General features: G+C 66.7%; 15 protein-coding genes and 1 tRNA gene. 8 read left to right on the top strand and 8 right to left on the bottom strand.

What is annotated here, in order from left to right; genetic code table 11:
• Window positions 1-171 precede the first annotated feature (171 nt).
• Genes H7I41_RS05525 through H7I41_RS05545 form a run of 5 tightly spaced genes read left to right on the top strand, consistent with a single transcriptional unit; the run spans window position 172 to window position 4283 of the window.
• Window positions 172-1125, top strand: a complete 954-nt coding sequence (locus H7I41_RS05525; RefSeq protein WP_264011566.1) for an ABC transporter substrate-binding protein — start codon at window positions 172-174, stop codon at window positions 1123-1125.
• Window positions 1126-1129: 4 nt separating this feature from the next.
• The gene (locus H7I41_RS05530) at window positions 1130-2239 is read left to right on the top strand and encodes an ABC transporter ATP-binding protein (RefSeq protein ID WP_264011567.1); all 1110 of its coding nucleotides are present in this window, start codon (window positions 1130-1132) and stop codon (window positions 2237-2239) included.
• A gap of 3 nt (window positions 2240-2242) precedes the next feature.
• Window positions 2243-2920 (top strand): ABC transporter permease, encoded by a 678-nt coding sequence (locus H7I41_RS05535; protein ID WP_264011568.1) that lies wholly within the window; start codon window positions 2243-2245, stop codon window positions 2918-2920.
• Window positions 2917-3687: an ABC transporter permease gene (locus tag H7I41_RS05540; protein ID WP_264011569.1), complete on the top strand. Its 771-nt coding sequence runs from the start codon at window positions 2917-2919 to the stop codon at window positions 3685-3687. Before H7I41_RS05535 ends, H7I41_RS05540 begins: the two co-directional genes overlap by 4 nt.
• Complete coding sequence (locus tag H7I41_RS05545) at window positions 3684-4283, top strand: putative glycolipid-binding domain-containing protein (RefSeq protein ID WP_264011570.1); 600 nt, start codon at window positions 3684-3686, stop codon at window positions 4281-4283. Before H7I41_RS05540 ends, H7I41_RS05545 begins: the two co-directional genes overlap by 4 nt.
• On the opposite strand, the gene H7I41_RS05550 is transcribed toward H7I41_RS05545, so the two are convergent.
• Complete coding sequence (locus H7I41_RS05550) at window positions 4246-5190, bottom strand: prephenate dehydrogenase (protein WP_264011636.1); 945 nt, start codon at window positions 5188-5190, stop codon at window positions 4246-4248. The genes H7I41_RS05545 and H7I41_RS05550 overlap by 38 nt on opposite strands.
• Window positions 5191-5300: 110 nt before the next feature.
• On the opposite strand from H7I41_RS05550, the gene H7I41_RS05555 reads away from it, so the two are divergent.
• The 3 genes from H7I41_RS05555 to H7I41_RS05565 all read left to right on the top strand — a co-directional run bounded on the left by H7I41_RS05555 (window position 5301) and on the right by H7I41_RS05565 (window position 6474).
• Window positions 5301-5822: a tRNA adenosine deaminase-associated protein gene (locus tag H7I41_RS05555; RefSeq protein WP_264011571.1), complete on the top strand. Its 522-nt coding sequence runs from the start codon at window positions 5301-5303 to the stop codon at window positions 5820-5822.
• Window positions 5819-6271, top strand: coding sequence for a nucleoside deaminase (locus H7I41_RS05560; RefSeq protein ID WP_264011572.1), 453 nt, complete (start codon window positions 5819-5821; stop codon window positions 6269-6271). Before H7I41_RS05555 ends, H7I41_RS05560 begins: the two co-directional genes overlap by 4 nt.
• 112 nt (window positions 6272-6383) lie before the next feature.
• Window positions 6384-6474: transfer RNA gene (locus tag H7I41_RS05565), tRNA-Ser, on the top strand.
• A 500-nt stretch (window positions 6475-6974) separates the two neighbouring features.
• Here H7I41_RS05565 and H7I41_RS05570 read toward each other — a convergent pair.
• From H7I41_RS05570 to H7I41_RS05600, 7 genes are read right to left on the bottom strand one after another with little or no spacing between them, the layout of a single operon-like run.
• Window positions 6975-7487: an Rv2253/PknI dimerization domain-containing protein gene (locus H7I41_RS05570; RefSeq protein WP_264011573.1), complete on the bottom strand. Its 513-nt coding sequence runs from the start codon at window positions 7485-7487 to the stop codon at window positions 6975-6977.
• Between the two features lie 47 nt (window positions 7488-7534).
• Entirely contained in the window at window positions 7535-9115 is a 1581-nt protein-coding gene (locus H7I41_RS05575) for an MCE family protein (RefSeq protein ID WP_264011574.1), read from the bottom strand.
• Complete coding sequence (locus H7I41_RS05580; RefSeq protein ID WP_264011575.1) at window positions 9115-10365, bottom strand: MCE family protein; 1251 nt, start codon at window positions 10363-10365, stop codon at window positions 9115-9117. Before H7I41_RS05580 ends, H7I41_RS05575 begins: the two co-directional genes overlap by 1 nt.
• Window positions 10362-11723: an MCE family protein gene (locus H7I41_RS05585; RefSeq protein ID WP_264011576.1), complete on the bottom strand. Its 1362-nt coding sequence runs from the start codon at window positions 11721-11723 to the stop codon at window positions 10362-10364. Before H7I41_RS05585 ends, H7I41_RS05580 begins: the two co-directional genes overlap by 4 nt.
• Window positions 11720-12814, bottom strand: coding sequence for an MCE family protein (locus tag H7I41_RS05590; RefSeq protein WP_264011637.1), 1095 nt, complete (start codon window positions 12812-12814; stop codon window positions 11720-11722). The genes H7I41_RS05585 and H7I41_RS05590 overlap by 4 nt, the downstream gene beginning before the upstream one ends.
• Window positions 12814-13839, bottom strand: coding sequence for an MCE family protein (locus tag H7I41_RS05595; protein ID WP_264011577.1), 1026 nt, complete (start codon window positions 13837-13839; stop codon window positions 12814-12816). Before H7I41_RS05595 ends, H7I41_RS05590 begins: the two co-directional genes overlap by 1 nt.
• A complete protein-coding gene (locus H7I41_RS05600) occupies window positions 13836-15065 on the bottom strand; it encodes an MCE family protein (protein ID WP_264011578.1) in 1230 nt (409 codons plus the stop codon). Before H7I41_RS05600 ends, H7I41_RS05595 begins: the two co-directional genes overlap by 4 nt.
• Window positions 15066-15179: the final 114 nt, after the last annotated feature.

A 15179-nucleotide genomic window follows, 5' to 3' on the forward strand; every position in this document is an offset into this window, starting at 1 on the left:
TGCGAAACCACCCGCACCTGCCGTAACCGACGTGTCATCGGCGCTGTTCGCCGGGCGTGGCGCCGTCCGCGGAGTCCTGCTCAGCGTGCACCAAAGCCCGGCAGCACCGCCCGCATGCCGCTAGGGTCCTGACGAGCGCAGGCCCCCAAGGTTCCGGAGAGGACGTTCGCCATGTCGAGAACGCGTAACCGGCTGGCGGTGGCCGCAGGCCGGGCGGCCGTGGTGGTGCTCGCGGTGGTGCTCACCGCATGTGGTAGTTCCAACCCGCTCGGTGGCGGCGCCGTGTCGGGCGACCTCAAGACGATCGCGGTGGGCTCCGCCGATTTCACCGAGTCCAAGATCCTCGCCGAGATCTACGCGCAGGTGCTGGAGACGAACGGCTTCACGGTGCGCAAGCAGATGGGCATCGGCAGTCGCGAGGTCTACATCCCTGCGGTGCAAGACCATTCGATCGACCTGATCCCGGAATACACCGGCAACCTGCTGCAGTACTTCGACAAGGAGGCCGAGGTCACCACACCCGACGCGGTGGTGCTCGGGCTGCTGCGGGCGCTGCCGGGCGATCTGTCGATCCTCAATCCGTCGCCCGCCGAGGACAAGGACACCGTCGCGGTCTCCGAAGCCACCGCTCAGCGGTGGAATCTCAAGACGATCGCCGACCTGGCCACCCACTCGCCGGAGGTGAAGATGGGTGGCCCGTCGGAGTGGCAGACCCGCAAGGAGGGGCTGCCCGGCCTCGACGCCAAGTACGGGCTGAAGATCGCCCCCGGCAACTTCCTGTCGATCAACGACGGCGGCGGGCCGGCGACCGTGCGTGCGCTGACCGACGGCACCGTCACCGCCGCCAACATCTTCAGCACCTCGCCGGCGATCGAGAAGGACAACCTCGTCGTGCTCGAGGATCCCAAGAACAACTTCCTCGCCGCCAACGTGGTGCCGCTGGTGGCCTCGCAGAAGATGTCCAACGACCTCAAGACCGTGCTGGACGCGGTCAGCGCCAAGCTGAGCACCGAGGGGCTTATCGAACTCAACGGCTCCGTCGAGGGCAACCAGGGCGTCGACCCCGACGAGGCGGCCGAGAAGTGGTTGCGCGACAACGGCTTCGACCAGCCGATCGGGAAGTAGGCGAATGATCACCTTCACGAACGTCACCAAGCGCTACCCCGACGGCACCGTCGCCGTCGACGACCTGACGCTGGAGGTGCCCGCGGGCACGCTCACCGTCTTCGTCGGGCCGTCCGGCTGCGGCAAGACCACGTCGATGCGGATGATCAACCGGATGATCGACCCCACGTCCGGCACGCTGACCGTGGACGGTGAGGACGTCACCAAGGTCGACGCGGTGAAGCTGCGACTGGGCATCGGGTACGTCATCCAGAGCGCGGGCCTGATGCCGCACCTGCGCGTCGTCGACAACATCGCCACGGTGCCGGTGCTGCGCGGCGAGTCACGGCGCAGCGCCCGCAAGGCGGCGCTGGGCGTGATGGAGCGTGTCGGGCTGGACCCCAAGCTGGCCGACCGGTACCCGGCGCAGCTCTCGGGCGGTCAGCAGCAGCGCGTCGGGGTGGCCCGCGCGCTGGCGGCCGACCCGCCGATCCTGCTGATGGACGAGCCGTTCTCGGCGGTCGACCCGGTGGTGCGCGAGGACCTGCAGGCCGAGATCCTGCGGCTGCAGAGCGAACTGCGCAAGACCATCGTCTTCGTCACCCACGACATCGACGAGGCGGTGAAGCTCGGCGACAAGGTGGCGGTGTTCGGCCGTGGCGGGGTGCTGCAGCAGTACGCAGAGCCCTCGTTCGTGTTGTCCAACCCGGCCAACGAACTGGTGTCGGGGTTCGTCGGCGCCGACCGCGGCTACCGGGGCCTGCAGTTCTTCCAGTCCAGCGGGCTGCCGCTGCACGACATAAGGCACGTCACCGAGGCGGAGATCGACGGGCTGGACCTCGGCCGCGACGAGTGGGTGCTGATCACCCACGCCGACGGCAGACCGTATGCCTGGATGAACGCCGAGGGCGTCGAGCTGCACCGCAAGGGCAACGACCTCTACGACTGCACGATCGGCGGTGGCTCCTTCTATCGCCCGGACGGCACGCTGCGGCTCGCGCTGGACGCGGCGCTGTCGTCGCCGTCGGGGCTCGGCGTGGCCGTCGACGAGGACGGCCAGCTGATCGGGGGGGTCCGCGCCGACGACGTGCTGGCGGCGCTGAGGGAACAGCGGCGCGTCCCGGAGCTGGGCTGACCTGTGCGATACCTGCTCACCCACCTCGACGACCTGTGGGCCCTGACGATCATCCACCTGCGGCTCTCGCTCATCCCGATCGTGCTGGGCCTGGTGATCGCCGTGCCGCTGGGTGCGGTGGTGCAGCGCACCACGGCGCTGCGCCGGCTGACGACGGTCACCGCGAGCATCATCTTCACCATCCCGTCGCTGGCGCTGTTCGTGGTGCTGCCGCTGCTCATCCCGACCCGGATCCTCGACGAGGCGAACGTGATCGTGGCGTTGACGCTCTACACCGTCGCGCTGCTGGTGCGCGCGGTGCCCGAGGCGCTGGACGCCGTGTCGCCCGCCGTGCTCGACGCCGCCACCGCCGTCGGTTACAAGCCGCTGAGCCGGATGATCAAGGTCGAACTGCCGCTCGCCGTCCCGGTCCTGATCGCGAGCCTGCGGGTGGTGGCGGTGACGAACATCTCGATGGTGTCGGTCGGTTCGGTGATCGGCATCGGCGGGCTCGGCACCTGGTTCACCGAGGGCTACCAGGCCAACAAGAGTGACCAGATCATCGCGGGCATCATCGCGATCTTCGTGCTGGCGATCGTCGTCGACACCCTGATCATGCTCGCGGGCCGCGCGCTCACCCCGTGGACGAGGGCGAACCAGGCGCCCCGGGTGGCCCGCCCGCAGACGGGGGTGGCGGCATGAACTTCCTGCAGGAGGCGCTCGCCTACATCTTCACCGGCGCGAACTGGTCGGGCGCCGACGGCCTGACCGCGCGGATCGTCGAACACCTCGAGTACACCGCGGTCGCCGCCGTGTTCTCCGCACTGATCGCCGTTCCGGTGGGCATGCTGATCGGCCACACCGGCCGCGGCACCTTCCTGGTGGTCTCAGGCGTCAACGCGCTGCGCGCGCTGCCCACACTCGGTGTGCTGCTGCTCGGCGTGCTGCTGTGGGGGCTGGGCCTGGTGCCGCCGACGGTGGCGCTGATGCTGCTCGGCATCCCGCCGCTGCTGGCGGGCACCTACTCCGGGATCGCGAACGTCGACCGCACGGTGGTGGACGCGGCGCGGTCGATGGGCATGACCGAAACGCAGGTGCTGCTGCGCGTCGAGGCCCCCAACGCGCTGCCGCTGATCCTCAGCGGGCTGCGCACGGCGACGCTGCAGATCGTGGCGACCGCGACGGTCGCCGCGTACGCCAGTCTCGGCGGGCTCGGCCGCTATCTGATCGACGGCATCAAGGTGCGCGAGTTCTACCTGGCTCTGGTCGGCGCATTGATGGTGACCGCGCTCGCCCTGATCCTCGACGCGCTGCTCGCGTTCGCGGTGTGGGCGTCGGTTCCTGGCAGCGGACGGCTGCCGGGCGGCCGGCGCCGGATGCCCCAGCCGTTCCTCGGCGACGAGATCGATCTGGAGTCGCGGCCGTCCGGTTACGCGCGGGCGCACCCTTCGCCTACGGTAGAAGGGTGAGTGAAGCAGATCGCTCTGAGCAGACGTCGAAGTGGCCTGCGGTGCTGACGTGGCGAGCGCACGACGTACCGCGGATGGAGTCTGTCCGCGTGCAGCTCTCGGGCAAGCGCATCAAGGCCTACGGCCGGATCGTCGCCGCCGCCACGGATTCGCACCCGGCGTTCTCCGCGTCCTACGACCTGGTCACCGATGACCGGGGCGGGACGAAACGGCTCTCCCTGACGGTCACCCTCGCCGAGCGCGAGCGGCAGCTGTCCATCGCGCGGGACGAAGAGAACATGTGGTTGATCCAGGACCACCAGAACCAGACGAAGCGGGCGGCTTTCGACGGCGCGCTGGACGTCGACGTGATCTTCAGCCCGTTCTTCAACGCGCTGCCGATCCGGCGCACCGGCCTGTACCAGGCCGCCGATTCGATCGTCGTGCCGGTGGTCTACGTGCGGCTGCCGGAGCTGTCGGTGGAGTCGGCGTCGATCAGCTACAGCAGCGACGGCCCCGGCGACATCAAGCTGCATTCGCCGGCCGCCGAGACCACGGTGAGCGTCGACTCCGACGGCTTCATCCTCGACTATCCCGGACTTGCAGAGCGGATCTGATCACCCCGCCGGCGCGGCCGGCGGCGGCGAGCTCCTTGCGCCACCCGTCCGCGCCGATCGTCGTGGCGACGATCTCCGGACGGCTGAAGCTGTCGTAGCGCATGCGGGCGGCGTGACCCGCCTCCACCAGTTCCGCTGTCGACGCGTGGGCGGACAGCGCAGCGCGGGCGTGCGTGAGCTGGTCGATGGTGCGGTCGAGGGCGGGCAGCAGCTGGTCGGCGTTCGCCTCGCACATCGCCCGCACCAGGTCCGGCGCGGTGGCCGCCACCCTGGTGCCGTCCCGGAACGAGCCGGCGGCCAGCGCGAACGCCAGCGGCACCTCGCCCGCGGTGACGGCCAGCGCCTCGGCCAGCAGATGCGGCAGGTGCGAGATCGCGGCCGCCGCGGCGTCGTGCTCGTCGGAGCGGGCCGGCACGATCACCGCATGGCATGCCAGGGCGAGGTCCATCACCAGCGCCCAGACGTCCGGGTCGACGTGGTCGTCCACACTGATCACCCACGGGGCGCCGACGAACAGCCGGGCGTCGCCCGCCGTCCAGCCGGAGTGCGCGGTGCCGGTCATCGGGTGACCACCGACGAAGTTCGCGGTCAAGCCGAACTCGTCGACCTCACGCAGCACCGCGGTCTTGACGCTGATGACGTCGGTCAGCGGGCAGTCCGGGGCGACGTCGCGGATGTGGCCGAGCATGATCGGCAGCGCGGGCATCGGCACGGCGAGCACGATCAGTGCGCCGCTGTCGGCCGCCCGGGTGAGCACCTCGCCGAGGTTCTCGCCGGCGTCGAAACCGTCGAACCGCGCGGCCTGGGCGGACTCCACCGACCGGTTGTAGCCGAAGACCTCGCGCCCGGCCGCGGCGACGGCACGCATCACCGAACCGCCGATCAGACCGAGACCCAGAACGCACACGGGGACAGTTGTCACCGTTCCAGGTTGGCACACCGCGCGGGGCGGCAGAGGGCGGGCTCGGGCCGGCCTTTCTGGTCAAAGTCCCTGGTCGGCGACTAGCGTAGGCCCACATGGGAGCACAGCGGGCACCGGCGCAGAACCAGGCTGTCGACGCGCCCGACGGCTTCGGAGTGGCCGTCGTCCGCGAGGACGGCAAGTGGCGCTGCACGGCGATGCGGCGGGCGGCGCTGCGCAGCCTGTCCGCGGCCGAGACGGAGCTTCGCGAGTTGCGCAGCGCGGGTGCGGTGTTCGGGCTGCTCGACATCGACGACGAGTTCTTCGTCATCGTCCGGCCCGCGCCCGCGGGCACCCGGCTGCTGCTGTCCGATGCCACCGCCGCGCTCGACTACGACATCGCGGCCGAGGTGCTCGAGGAGCTGGACGCCGACATCAGTGCCGAGGATCTCGACGACGCCGACCCGTTCTCCGAGGGTGATGTCGGGCTGCTGTCCGACGTCGGCCTGCCCGGCGCGGTGCTCGGCGTGATCCTCGACGAGACCGATCTCTACGCCGACGAGCAGCTCGGCCGCATCGCCCGGGAGATGGGGTTCGCCGACGAGTTGTCGGCCGTGCTCGACCGTCTCGATCGGTGAGCTCCGACGAGCAGCTGATCCGCGCGGCGCTCTCCGCGGCCGCCATGGCCGGGCCGCGCGACGTGCCGATCGGGGCGGTGGTGGTGGCCGCCGACGGCACCGAACTGGCCCGCGCCGCCAACGCCCGCGAGGAGTTGGGCGACCCGACCGCACACGCGGAGATCCTGGCACTGCGGGCCGCCGCGGCGCTGGGAGTCGACGGCTGGCGGCTCGAGGGCGCGACGCTCGCGGTGACCGTCGAGCCCTGCACGATGTGCGCGGGCGCGCTGGTGCTGGCGAGGGTGGCCCGGCTGGTGTTCGGGGCGTGGGAGCCCAAGACCGGTGCGGTCGGGTCGCTGTGGGACGTGGTGCGCGACCGTCGGCTGAACCACCGGCCGCAGGTGCGCGGCGGCGTGCTGGCCGACGAGTGCGCGGCGCCGCTGGAGGCGTTCTTCGCCAAGCAGCGGTAGCAAGTGGTCGCCGTTTTTGCGCCAGTGGCTGTTGCGTGCCCCGATCGACGACCCTCAGCGCAAAAACGAACGCGATTAGGGCCGTCCGGCGAGCTTCGGTAAGCTGCCACACGGTGGCGTGTCCGAGCGGCCTAAGGAGCACGCCTCGAAAGCGTGTGACGGGTAACCCCCGTCCGAGGGTTCAAATCCCTCCGCCACCGCCATAGCCCTCCTCCTGATCATGCAGGTGGAGCGGCTATGCCTCGGTGATGGTGTGCATCGCTGCTTGCCCACAGCTTGCTCACATCTTCCGGTGACTACCGGGCATGAAAAGCAGCTCCGACAGCATCCAGATCGTCGTCTTAGAGGTCCGCGTAGGTGTCCAGGGTTACCTCGGCGCTCTTGTGTCCGAGCATCCGCTGAAGCGCCAACACATTGACGCCAGCGGAGACCGCGACCTCGGTCGCAGACAAAGCCCGTTCGACCCTCTGCCCTCCGCAGATTGACGATGTCCGAGTCGAAGAGCTGCTGGGAGTCGTTGATCTGGATGGGCGTGATGTACTCGACAAGCTCCGGGAGGGTCGCCTCTTCGCAACCGGCGTCGGAGAGCGCGAGGACGAACGCCAGAGCGTATTGACCACTTCAGTTCGCTAGAACTGTGGTTCAGTCGATCACGACGTGGCGGACCCGTAGACGTCGAAGTCTGCGGGGGTTGCACGATCAGTCAGCTGATCCGGGTCAGCTTGAACGGTAAGGAAATCAGCACGGGTCTGTTGATTCCGCACGCGCCGCTGGGGCCGGTGGTTTCGTCGAGGCCGGCGAAGAGGTCGGATTGACTGTTGTCGACCTGTCCGGTTTCGCTAGAGACAGGGTAGAAGCGGTAGTGCTGTAGCCCATCGGCGGCCGTTCCGTCGGGGCAGGGTAGCCACCGCGGCACGGTGTGCCTGATGTTCCACAGACCCGACGTCTTGTATATCACTGCGCCCCAGCCTTGATCGCTGCTGACCTGTCCGGTGCAATCGGTCGGGTTGGTGCAGGTGCTGGTGATGGTCCAGGTCGCTGTCACTGTTTCTTGGGCGTAGTACATTTCGTTGCCCTTTGCCCAGTCGCCGTTGGACTGAGCGCGGAATGTGCCGTTGAGGGCCCCTTCCAGTTCGGAGGTATCGGCGGTCGCCGGCGAGCTGATGGCAACGAAGGTGGCGGCGGCCGCGACGCACGTCGTGATGGCTGTCTTCATGGCGGTTCCTGGATGTGAGGGGGTGGGCTGTGGCCGCTCGGCGTGAGTCAATGCGGCAGCAGATCGGTCCACGTTGATGGGGTTGGTGCGCCACTGAGATCGGCTTGGGTGTACAAAGCGCCGTCAGTGCCCAGATAGTTGCCTGTGCGCGGGTTGTACTGCGCAACAGCGAAACCGGGTGGTTGTTGCCCTGGTTGGTAGGCGCTGGGCGCGACCGTGGGGGCTGTGCCCGGTGCCATCTCAGGGGGCGGCGGCAGCTGCGGCGGCGGCGGAACTCCCGCCGGAGTGTCGGCGGGAACGCTTCCTGGTGGCGGCGGCGTGCCGGTGGTGGGGCCGAAAATGTTGTCGTCTCGGGAGACTCGTGAGTCGGGCGGTATGCCCTGGGCGATGAGGTTGGGGTCGAACGGGTAGGGACCTAGGATGTGGGGGCGCGCGGACAGTGGTTGGAAGCCGTTGGGGTCGTTGCACAGCTGCACGGTCGGCGCGCGTTTGCCGGGGTGGGCGATGCACGGGTAGTTGCGGGCGCCGCGGACCGTGGTCGGGGAGTCCTGGGGCAGCTTGCAGTACAGCCCGTCGGGGGTGTCGATGTCGCTGAGGTCGGCCGGGGAGCGCCATTGAGAGGGCGGCAGGAAGCCGACGGTGCACGGATTGGGGTCGCCTGCGGTGATCGCGAATTCACCGCCGGTGGGTATTCCGGTGGCGTTGTTGCGGGGCATCGCGGCTTGGATAGTGGACACAAACGGCGGTAGCAGCACCAGGACCTGCTCCAGAGAGGGGTTGTAGGTGACCGCGATCTGCCCGATGGTGGTGAGGTTGGCCAGCAGGACTGGCAGGGTGGGCTTCATCTGGCTCAGCAGTGCTGAGATTTCGTCGGCGGCCGCCGGTCCCTGGCTGAGCAGGGCGCGAATGTGCGGGTCGTTGTCGACCAACTGAGTGGTGACGCCGGCCAGGCTGCGGCTCCAGGTGCGCAGCGCGTCGGTGCTGGCGTCCTGTGCGTCCAGCAGCGGAGCGCTGTCATCGATGAGCGCCTGGGTGCGGTCGGCGACTGTGTTGAGGTCGCCGGTCAGTCGCGATGTCGAGTCGGCCAGTGATCCGAGGTCGAAACCGGCGCCGTTGAGGCCGGTGAATGTCTCGTCGAGGAGGGCGTTGAGTTTTTCTTTCGGGATGCTGCTGAGTAGGGCGCTCGTTTGATCGAGCAGGGGCCCGACTTGTTGGGGCACGGTGGTGTCGGTCATGGCGACGACCGAGCCTTCGCGAAGGTAGGGCGGCGCGTCGGTGTGGGGTACCAGGTCGACGTATTGTTCTCCGATCGCGGAGATGCTATGCACTTCGGCGGTGAGGTCGGCGGGGATCTTGACCGAGCTGTTCAGCGTGAGTTGGGCTTTGGTGTGGGTGGGGGGTCCGGGATCAAGGAGGACGGCGCTGACCTTACCGACTTGCACCCCGCGGTAGGTGACGTTGGCGAAGCGGTACAGTCCGCCGCTGTTGGGCAGTTCGACGGTGACGCTCATCCGGCCGATGCCCAGCATGGTCGGCAGTTGCAGGTAGTTGACCAGCATCACCGAGACGCCGACGACAGAGGCGATGGTGAAGATCACGAGTTGGATGCGGACGAAGCGCGAAAGCATCAGTTCCCGCCCCCAGTCGGTAGCGGCGGCGTCGGCGCTTCGGCCGGCAGCGAGGGCGGCCCGGTCTCTGGCGCCGTCGGCGAGCCGGCCGACGGAGGTCCGGCGGGGGCCGGTGTGCCTGGCGGCGCCGTCGGCACGGTCCTGGTCAGGGGGGCGTTGAGCGGGTCGTAGGTGTATTGCAGGTAGTACGGGTCACCGGGAGCCGGAATCAAGTCGGCGTCGATGTCTTCGAACCGGGTGCCGCGGAAGATGGTGCGTTTCAGCCTCGGGTAGGTCAGATCGACGACGGCGTAGAGGTTCAGGTAGTCGCCACGCACTCCTCGGTCGATCACGTTCTGGGGGAAGGGGAATGTCGGTGCCAGGGCTAGCGCGGCGTCGAGCTTGGGGCCGACGTCGGCGAGCGCTTTGAGGGTGGGTTGCAGATTGCGCAGATTCGCCAGGAGGTCGGCTTGGCTGTCGTTGATCAACCGGGTGGTGATGTCGCTGAACTTGCCGAGTTTGGTCAGCGCCTCGGTCAGTTTGGGCCGTTCGCGGTCGAGCACCTCGAGTGCGGGTGGGATGTCGCGCAACGCGTCGGTGAGGGTGTTGGTTTGTCCGGCCAGGATGCCGGTGAGGCGGTCGAGGTTGTCGATGGTGGCGGCGAGGTTGTCGCGCTGACTGTCCATGGCGCCGATGACGGTGTCGAGTCGGGTCAGCGCGCCACGGATCTGCTCCTCGCGGCCCTGCAGGATGGCATTGGTGTTGTCGATGATGTCGCCGATCTGGCCGACACCGCCGGAGTTGATCAGCACTGACAGCGTAGAAAGGGTTTGTTCGGTCGAAGGGTAGGTCGACGCGCGGTTGAGTCCGAGCGTGGAGCCGGGCGCGAGCCGTCCGGTGGGTGTTTGGCCGGCGGGGGGGTCCAGTGCGAGGTGCATCGAGCCGAGCAGGCTGGTTTGACCCACCGTGGCGACGGCGTTGGCGGGGACGATGACGTCGGGTTTCAGTGAGACGTCGACGTTGGCGTGCCAGTTATCAACTGTCATCGATGCGATGCTGCCGACGATGACATCGGCGATGAGCACGGGAGCGTTGGGTTCGAGGGTTCCCACGTTCTTGATCTGAATGTGAAAGACGGCGGCGTCATGACCGCGGCCGACGGCGCCGGGCAGCGGCAGGGAATTGACTCCCTGGAAGGCGCAGCCGGAGGCGGCGACCGTAATGGCCGCGAGAAGGCACAGGAGGCGACGTGAACTGCGGATCAGGGTCATGAGGGTGGCTCGGGGACGGCCGCCGGAGTTGGCGGGGAGGGGATTTCTGCGGGAAGCAGCGGTGGCGTGGCGCCCTGCGCTGGTTCGGGGGGTGTGCTGGGCAACAGCAGGGTTTGCAGCGGCGGCGCCGCCGGTGCGGGGTAGGCCGACAGTGCGGGTGGCTGCCTAGGTGCGGTGGGGGCGGGTCCTGATCCGCCCGGGGCGAGTTTGGGATCGGTGTAAATGATGTTGTCGCGGCTGTAGGCGGGAGCCAGGAACGGGTTGATCGGGAATGGCAGCCCGTTGAAGTTGAGCAGGTCCAGGCCGGGCCCGAGGTATTGGGCGCATAGCTTGGCGGTCTCGGGGGCGGTGATGTTCTCCACGGCACCGATGGCCCCGCAGATGAACTGGACGGGGTTGGAGAAATTGGTCAGTACGAAGGAGCCGTTGACATCTCCGGAGTCGGGGTTCCAGATGTTGTAGGCGTTGGCGACCGCGTTGGGGGCGATGTGCAGTACGTTCTCCAGATCGGTGCGGTGATCGACTAGGTTCTGGGTGACGTTCGCGAGGCGTTGGATTTGTTCGGAGGTCTGGTTGCGGCTCCCTGCGATGAACCTCCGTACATCGGTGATCGCCGAGGACAGGTGGGTCACCGCGGCGTCGAGATCGGAGCGGCTCTCGTCGAGCACACTGGTCAAGGTGGCGAATCGGTCCTGGAATTGCACGATTTGGGTGTTGCTGTCGCGCAGTGCGGTGACGAAGGTCTGCAGATTGGTGATGATGTCGACGATGTCGCCGCTACCGTCGGCCAGTACCCGCGCCACACCGGAGAGCTGGGCGATGACGTCGCGCAGCCTGCCGCCGTTACCGTCCAGTGCGGCTGCGGCACTGTCGATGAACCGCGAAATGGACGGCGGCGCATCAGCGCGGGGTCCGAGGTCGGTGGCCAGTCGCATCAATTGGTCTTTGACTTGATCCCACTCCACGGGTACGGCGGTGCGTTGCAGCGGGATCTGGGCGCCATCAGCCATGAGCGGCCCATCGCCGGGCTCGTAGGCCGGGGTCAGTTCGACGTAGCGGGCCGCGACCAGGTTCTGTGACACGATGACCGCCTTGGCATCAGCGGGCACAGGAACGCCCCGGTCCAGCTTCAGCGTCATCCTGGTGCGGGTGCCTTCGGAGTCGATCGCGTCGATACGCCCGACTGTCACCCCGGCGATCTGGACGGTGTCACCGGGATAGATCGCGATGGCCTTGGTGAAGTACGCGGTGATGGTGGTGGGCCCCAAGAACGTTTGGCGAACCAACAGCGTGATCCCGCCGGCGAGAGCGACCGCCAGCGTGAGGGCTGCGATGGTGACAAGTCGGCGTCTGGTCATCGTGGCGGCAGATCTCCGGGCTGGGGAATCCCGTTATAGGGGAACGGGATTTCAGCGCGTGGTCCGACGTTGTCGGGGGGTTGGCCGTTGTTGGTGCCGCGGCGGAAACCGAACGCGTAGTCGAGGAAGGGCTGCAGGACTTCCGGTAGCGCCAGGTTGGGGATGTAGGCGTTGTAGTAGTATCCGTTGGCGACCGTCTCTCCCTGCGTCACTTGGTATTTCGCCAGTCCGGGTAGTGCCTTGGCGATGTTGTCGCGGTTCTCTTCCAGCATGGCCGTCACTGAGTTGAGTTTTTCCAAGGTGGGTGCCAGCTGCTTTTCGTTGTCGGCGACCAGTCCGGACACTTGTTGGGCGACCACGGAGGTGTTGGCCAGCAGGTCGACAATGGCCTGACGGCGTTCGGCGAGCACCTCGATGAGGTAGTTGGCGTTGAGAATCAGCGCGTTGAGTTGACCGCTGCGTTTGGCGAGCACATCGGTGACGGTGCTGGTGTGGCGCAGCAATTCGGCCAGGGTCTCATCGCGGCTGTTGATCGAGCGGGACAACCGCGACACCGCATCGAAAGCCGGCCCGATCTGGGGCGCGATCTGGTCGAGGGTGGTGCTGAGGGTGTCCAGGGACTGGTTGAGCGCGGCGGTGTCGGTGCCGGCGGCGTTGGTGGTGAGCTCACCCACGGCGTCGGTCAACGAGTACGGCGATCCGGTGCGTGACAACGGGATAACCGTGTTGGGCCGCATCGTGGTGGTGCCAGAGGACTCCAGTGTCAGGACGCGTTGCCCCAGTAGGGAGCCGGTGCGGACGTGGGCGGTGGTTGCCGATCCCAGTGCAACTGCGCTGTCGACGGTGAACGTCACCATCGCTTTGCCTGCCTGCAGCGCAACGTCGGATACCGTTCCGACGTTGACTCCCGATACTTTGACGTCGTTGCCGATGACCAGTCCGCCGACGTGTGCGAACATCGCCTGATAGCGCACGCTGGTAGCCCAGGTGATGATGCGTTCGGGGTTGAGCCCGACCGCGATCACCATGATGATCAACGTGACGCCGATGAATCCTGCACGGATGAGACGTGTGCCCCGGTATTTCAACATCAGGGTTCTGCGCACCTTCCCGTGTCCTGCTTGATCCACGGGAACACCACGGTGCGTCCTTGAAGATCACTGGCGCGGAAGCTGACTGCGCAGATGTAGTAGTTGATGAAGCTGCCGTAGGCACCCAGCCGCACCAATTTGCGGTAGTTGTTGGGCGCCTTCTGCAGAGCGGTGTCGAGGAGTTCTTTGTCCTCATCAAGCAGCGGCGCGAGCCGGTTGAGCTCATCAACGGTGCCCTTGAGCGGAGGACGGGCCTGGGTGAGCAGATCGGCCACCGACGCCGTACCGGTTTCGAGGGCCTCGATGGCGGTACCAATCGGATCGCGGTCAGCGGACAGACCTTCGACGAGCTTGTGCAGTCGGTCGATGCTCTCCGAGAAGCGGGGACCGTCATCGGCTAGCGTCGCGGCGACGGTGTTGAGATTGTCGATGAGCCGCTCGACGGCTTCGTGGCGATCGGCGATCGCGGTGGAAAACGACGAGGTCTTCGACAAAATGGACTCCAAGGTGCCGCCTTGGCCCTGAAAGATCTGGATGAGCGACGAAGTCAATGCATTGACGTCTTGGGGGTTCAGTCCGCGGATGACCGGCTTGAGCCCACCCAGCAGCACATCGAGATCCAGCGCAGGCTCGGTCCGCTCGCGCGGAATCTGCGCCCCGGCAGCCAGCAGCTGGCTGGCCCCTGGAGCGTCGACCAATTCGAGGTAGCGGTCACCGACGAGGTTGAGGTAGCGCACGGCCACCTTGGTGCCGCTAGTCAGCACCACCTTACGATCGGCGTCAAAGTTGACAACCACGGTCTTGTCTGACTGCAACGCAATTTTCGACACGGTGCCCATACGGATGCCCGAAACACGGACGCTGTCACCGGTTTTCAAACTCGATACGTCGGTGAACACTGCCGAATAGCTGTTGGTGGAGCCGCTGCGGAACTGGCTGAACGTGAGAAACAGCGCGGCAGTGAGCACCACCATCACCGCGGCGAACGCGCCGAACTTGACCATGGTCCATCCGGATCGGTTCATCCGGGTTGCCCGATCTGGGCGGTGTTACGGGGTGGACCGTCAATGGGGCCGAAGAGCAGCTGTTTGAGCCCGTCGGAATTGAGCACGATACCTTGGTTGCCGTATTGCGTGGGGTCGGCACCGATATCGGCCAAAACGAACTTGGGCTTGAACCCCGATGGCATATCCGGTAGGCCGATGTCGCCGCAGTGAGGACCGCCGGTCGCAGCGACCTTAGGCAGGTTCGACGGATACCGGTAACGGTCCATGCCGAACGAAAAGCCCAAGCTGGCCACCACACCGGGAGCCGGGGAGGGCGGGCTTTCGGTAATTGGAATGAAACCTGCTAACGCACAATAGATCCCCTCGTGGTAGCGGCTGGTCAGATCGGTTGTCGGCACCAACAGATCGAGCACGTCGGTCAGCGGCTGACGATTAGCACCCAGCACGTCGGTTCCCACATCCGCCAATCCGATCGTCGACATCAGCACCGCGTCCAGGTCCTGTTGGCGCTCGACGAGAGTGGAACTCAATCGGGTGGTATTGGCGACTGTGGTCAGTAGATCCGGGGCGGCGTCGGCGAGTGCGCCGAATACGGGAGCAGCTGTGGCGATGTCGTGTTCGAGGGTGGGTAGGCTTGGTTCCAGTCGGGCCAGGAAGGCGTCGAGGTCGGCGAACGCCTGACCGATTTTCTGTCCTCGCCCGGAAAGAGCCGTGGAGATCGCCTCGAGGGTCGCGTTGAGTTTGCCCGGCTCGATCGAGGACAGCAGCAAGGTCAACTTTTCGAACAGCGTGTTGATTTCGACGGTCACTTGCTGAGCCGCTAGCACCTGCCCGCTGCGCAGCGAACGAGTCGACGGGTCAGGCGGCAACACCAGCTGGACGTACTTGGCGCCGAACACCGTCGTGGAGGCGATGTCGACGACCACGTTCTCCGGGATCAGCTTCAACTGCCCGGGGTCTATCGCCAGGTGCAGCGCCGCTTGGCCGTCGGGGCGCGATTCGATCGAGGTGACCCGACCCACCTCGACGCCGAGCAGCTTGACCTTGGCATCGGGATCCATCACCAATCCTGCGCGGGAGGACAGCACCGTGACGGGCTCGGAGGCGATGAAGTCCCCACGGAACATCGCCACACACAGCGTGACGATCACGGCCAGACACACCGTGGTGATCAACCCTGCCAGAGGTTTCACCGCCGCCGGCGAAACCAGCGCTGACCTGCGAGACGACCTATGCGCGGACACAGTTCAGGCCGAGCCTTGAGCACCGGTTTGTCGCACCGTGGTCACCACCGGCCCAGCTTGAATTTCTCGAGCCGAGGGAGTCAACGCGCCGCGAGGAAGATGACAACCGGTTGC

It is taken from the genome of [Mycobacterium] manitobense, from assembly GCF_025821665.1.
Classification (GTDB): domain Bacteria; phylum Actinomycetota; class Actinomycetes; order Mycobacteriales; family Mycobacteriaceae; genus Mycobacterium; species Mycobacterium arseniciresistens.

Bases quoted from the DNA above. Each gene is read 5' to 3' on its own strand.
- H7I41_RS05595 (WP_264011577.1), bottom strand. From the start codon at position 13,839: ATGAACCGATCCGGATGGACCATGGTCAAGTTCGGCGCGTTCGCCGCG.
- H7I41_RS05570 (WP_264011573.1), bottom strand. From the start codon at position 7,487: ATGAAGACAGCCATCACGACGTGCGTCGCGGCCGCCGCCACCTTCGTT.
- H7I41_RS05590 (WP_264011637.1), bottom strand. From the start codon at position 12,814: ATGTTGAAATACCGGGGCACACGTCTCATCCGTGCAGGATTCATCGGC.
- H7I41_RS05525 (WP_264011566.1), top strand. From the start codon at position 172: ATGTCGAGAACGCGTAACCGGCTGGCGGTGGCCGCAGGCCGGGCGGCC.
- H7I41_RS05580 (WP_264011575.1), bottom strand. From the start codon at position 10,365: ATGACCCTGATCCGCAGTTCACGTCGCCTCCTGTGCCTTCTCGCGGCC.
- H7I41_RS05530 (WP_264011567.1), top strand. From the start codon at position 1,130: ATGATCACCTTCACGAACGTCACCAAGCGCTACCCCGACGGCACCGTC.
- H7I41_RS05575 (WP_264011574.1), bottom strand. From the start codon at position 9,115: ATGCTTTCGCGCTTCGTCCGCATCCAACTCGTGATCTTCACCATCGCC.
- H7I41_RS05585 (WP_264011576.1), bottom strand. From the start codon at position 11,723: ATGACCAGACGCCGACTTGTCACCATCGCAGCCCTCACGCTGGCGGTC.
- H7I41_RS05540 (WP_264011569.1), top strand. From the start codon at position 2,917: ATGAACTTCCTGCAGGAGGCGCTCGCCTACATCTTCACCGGCGCGAAC.
- H7I41_RS05555 (WP_264011571.1), top strand. From the start codon at position 5,301: ATGGGAGCACAGCGGGCACCGGCGCAGAACCAGGCTGTCGACGCGCCC.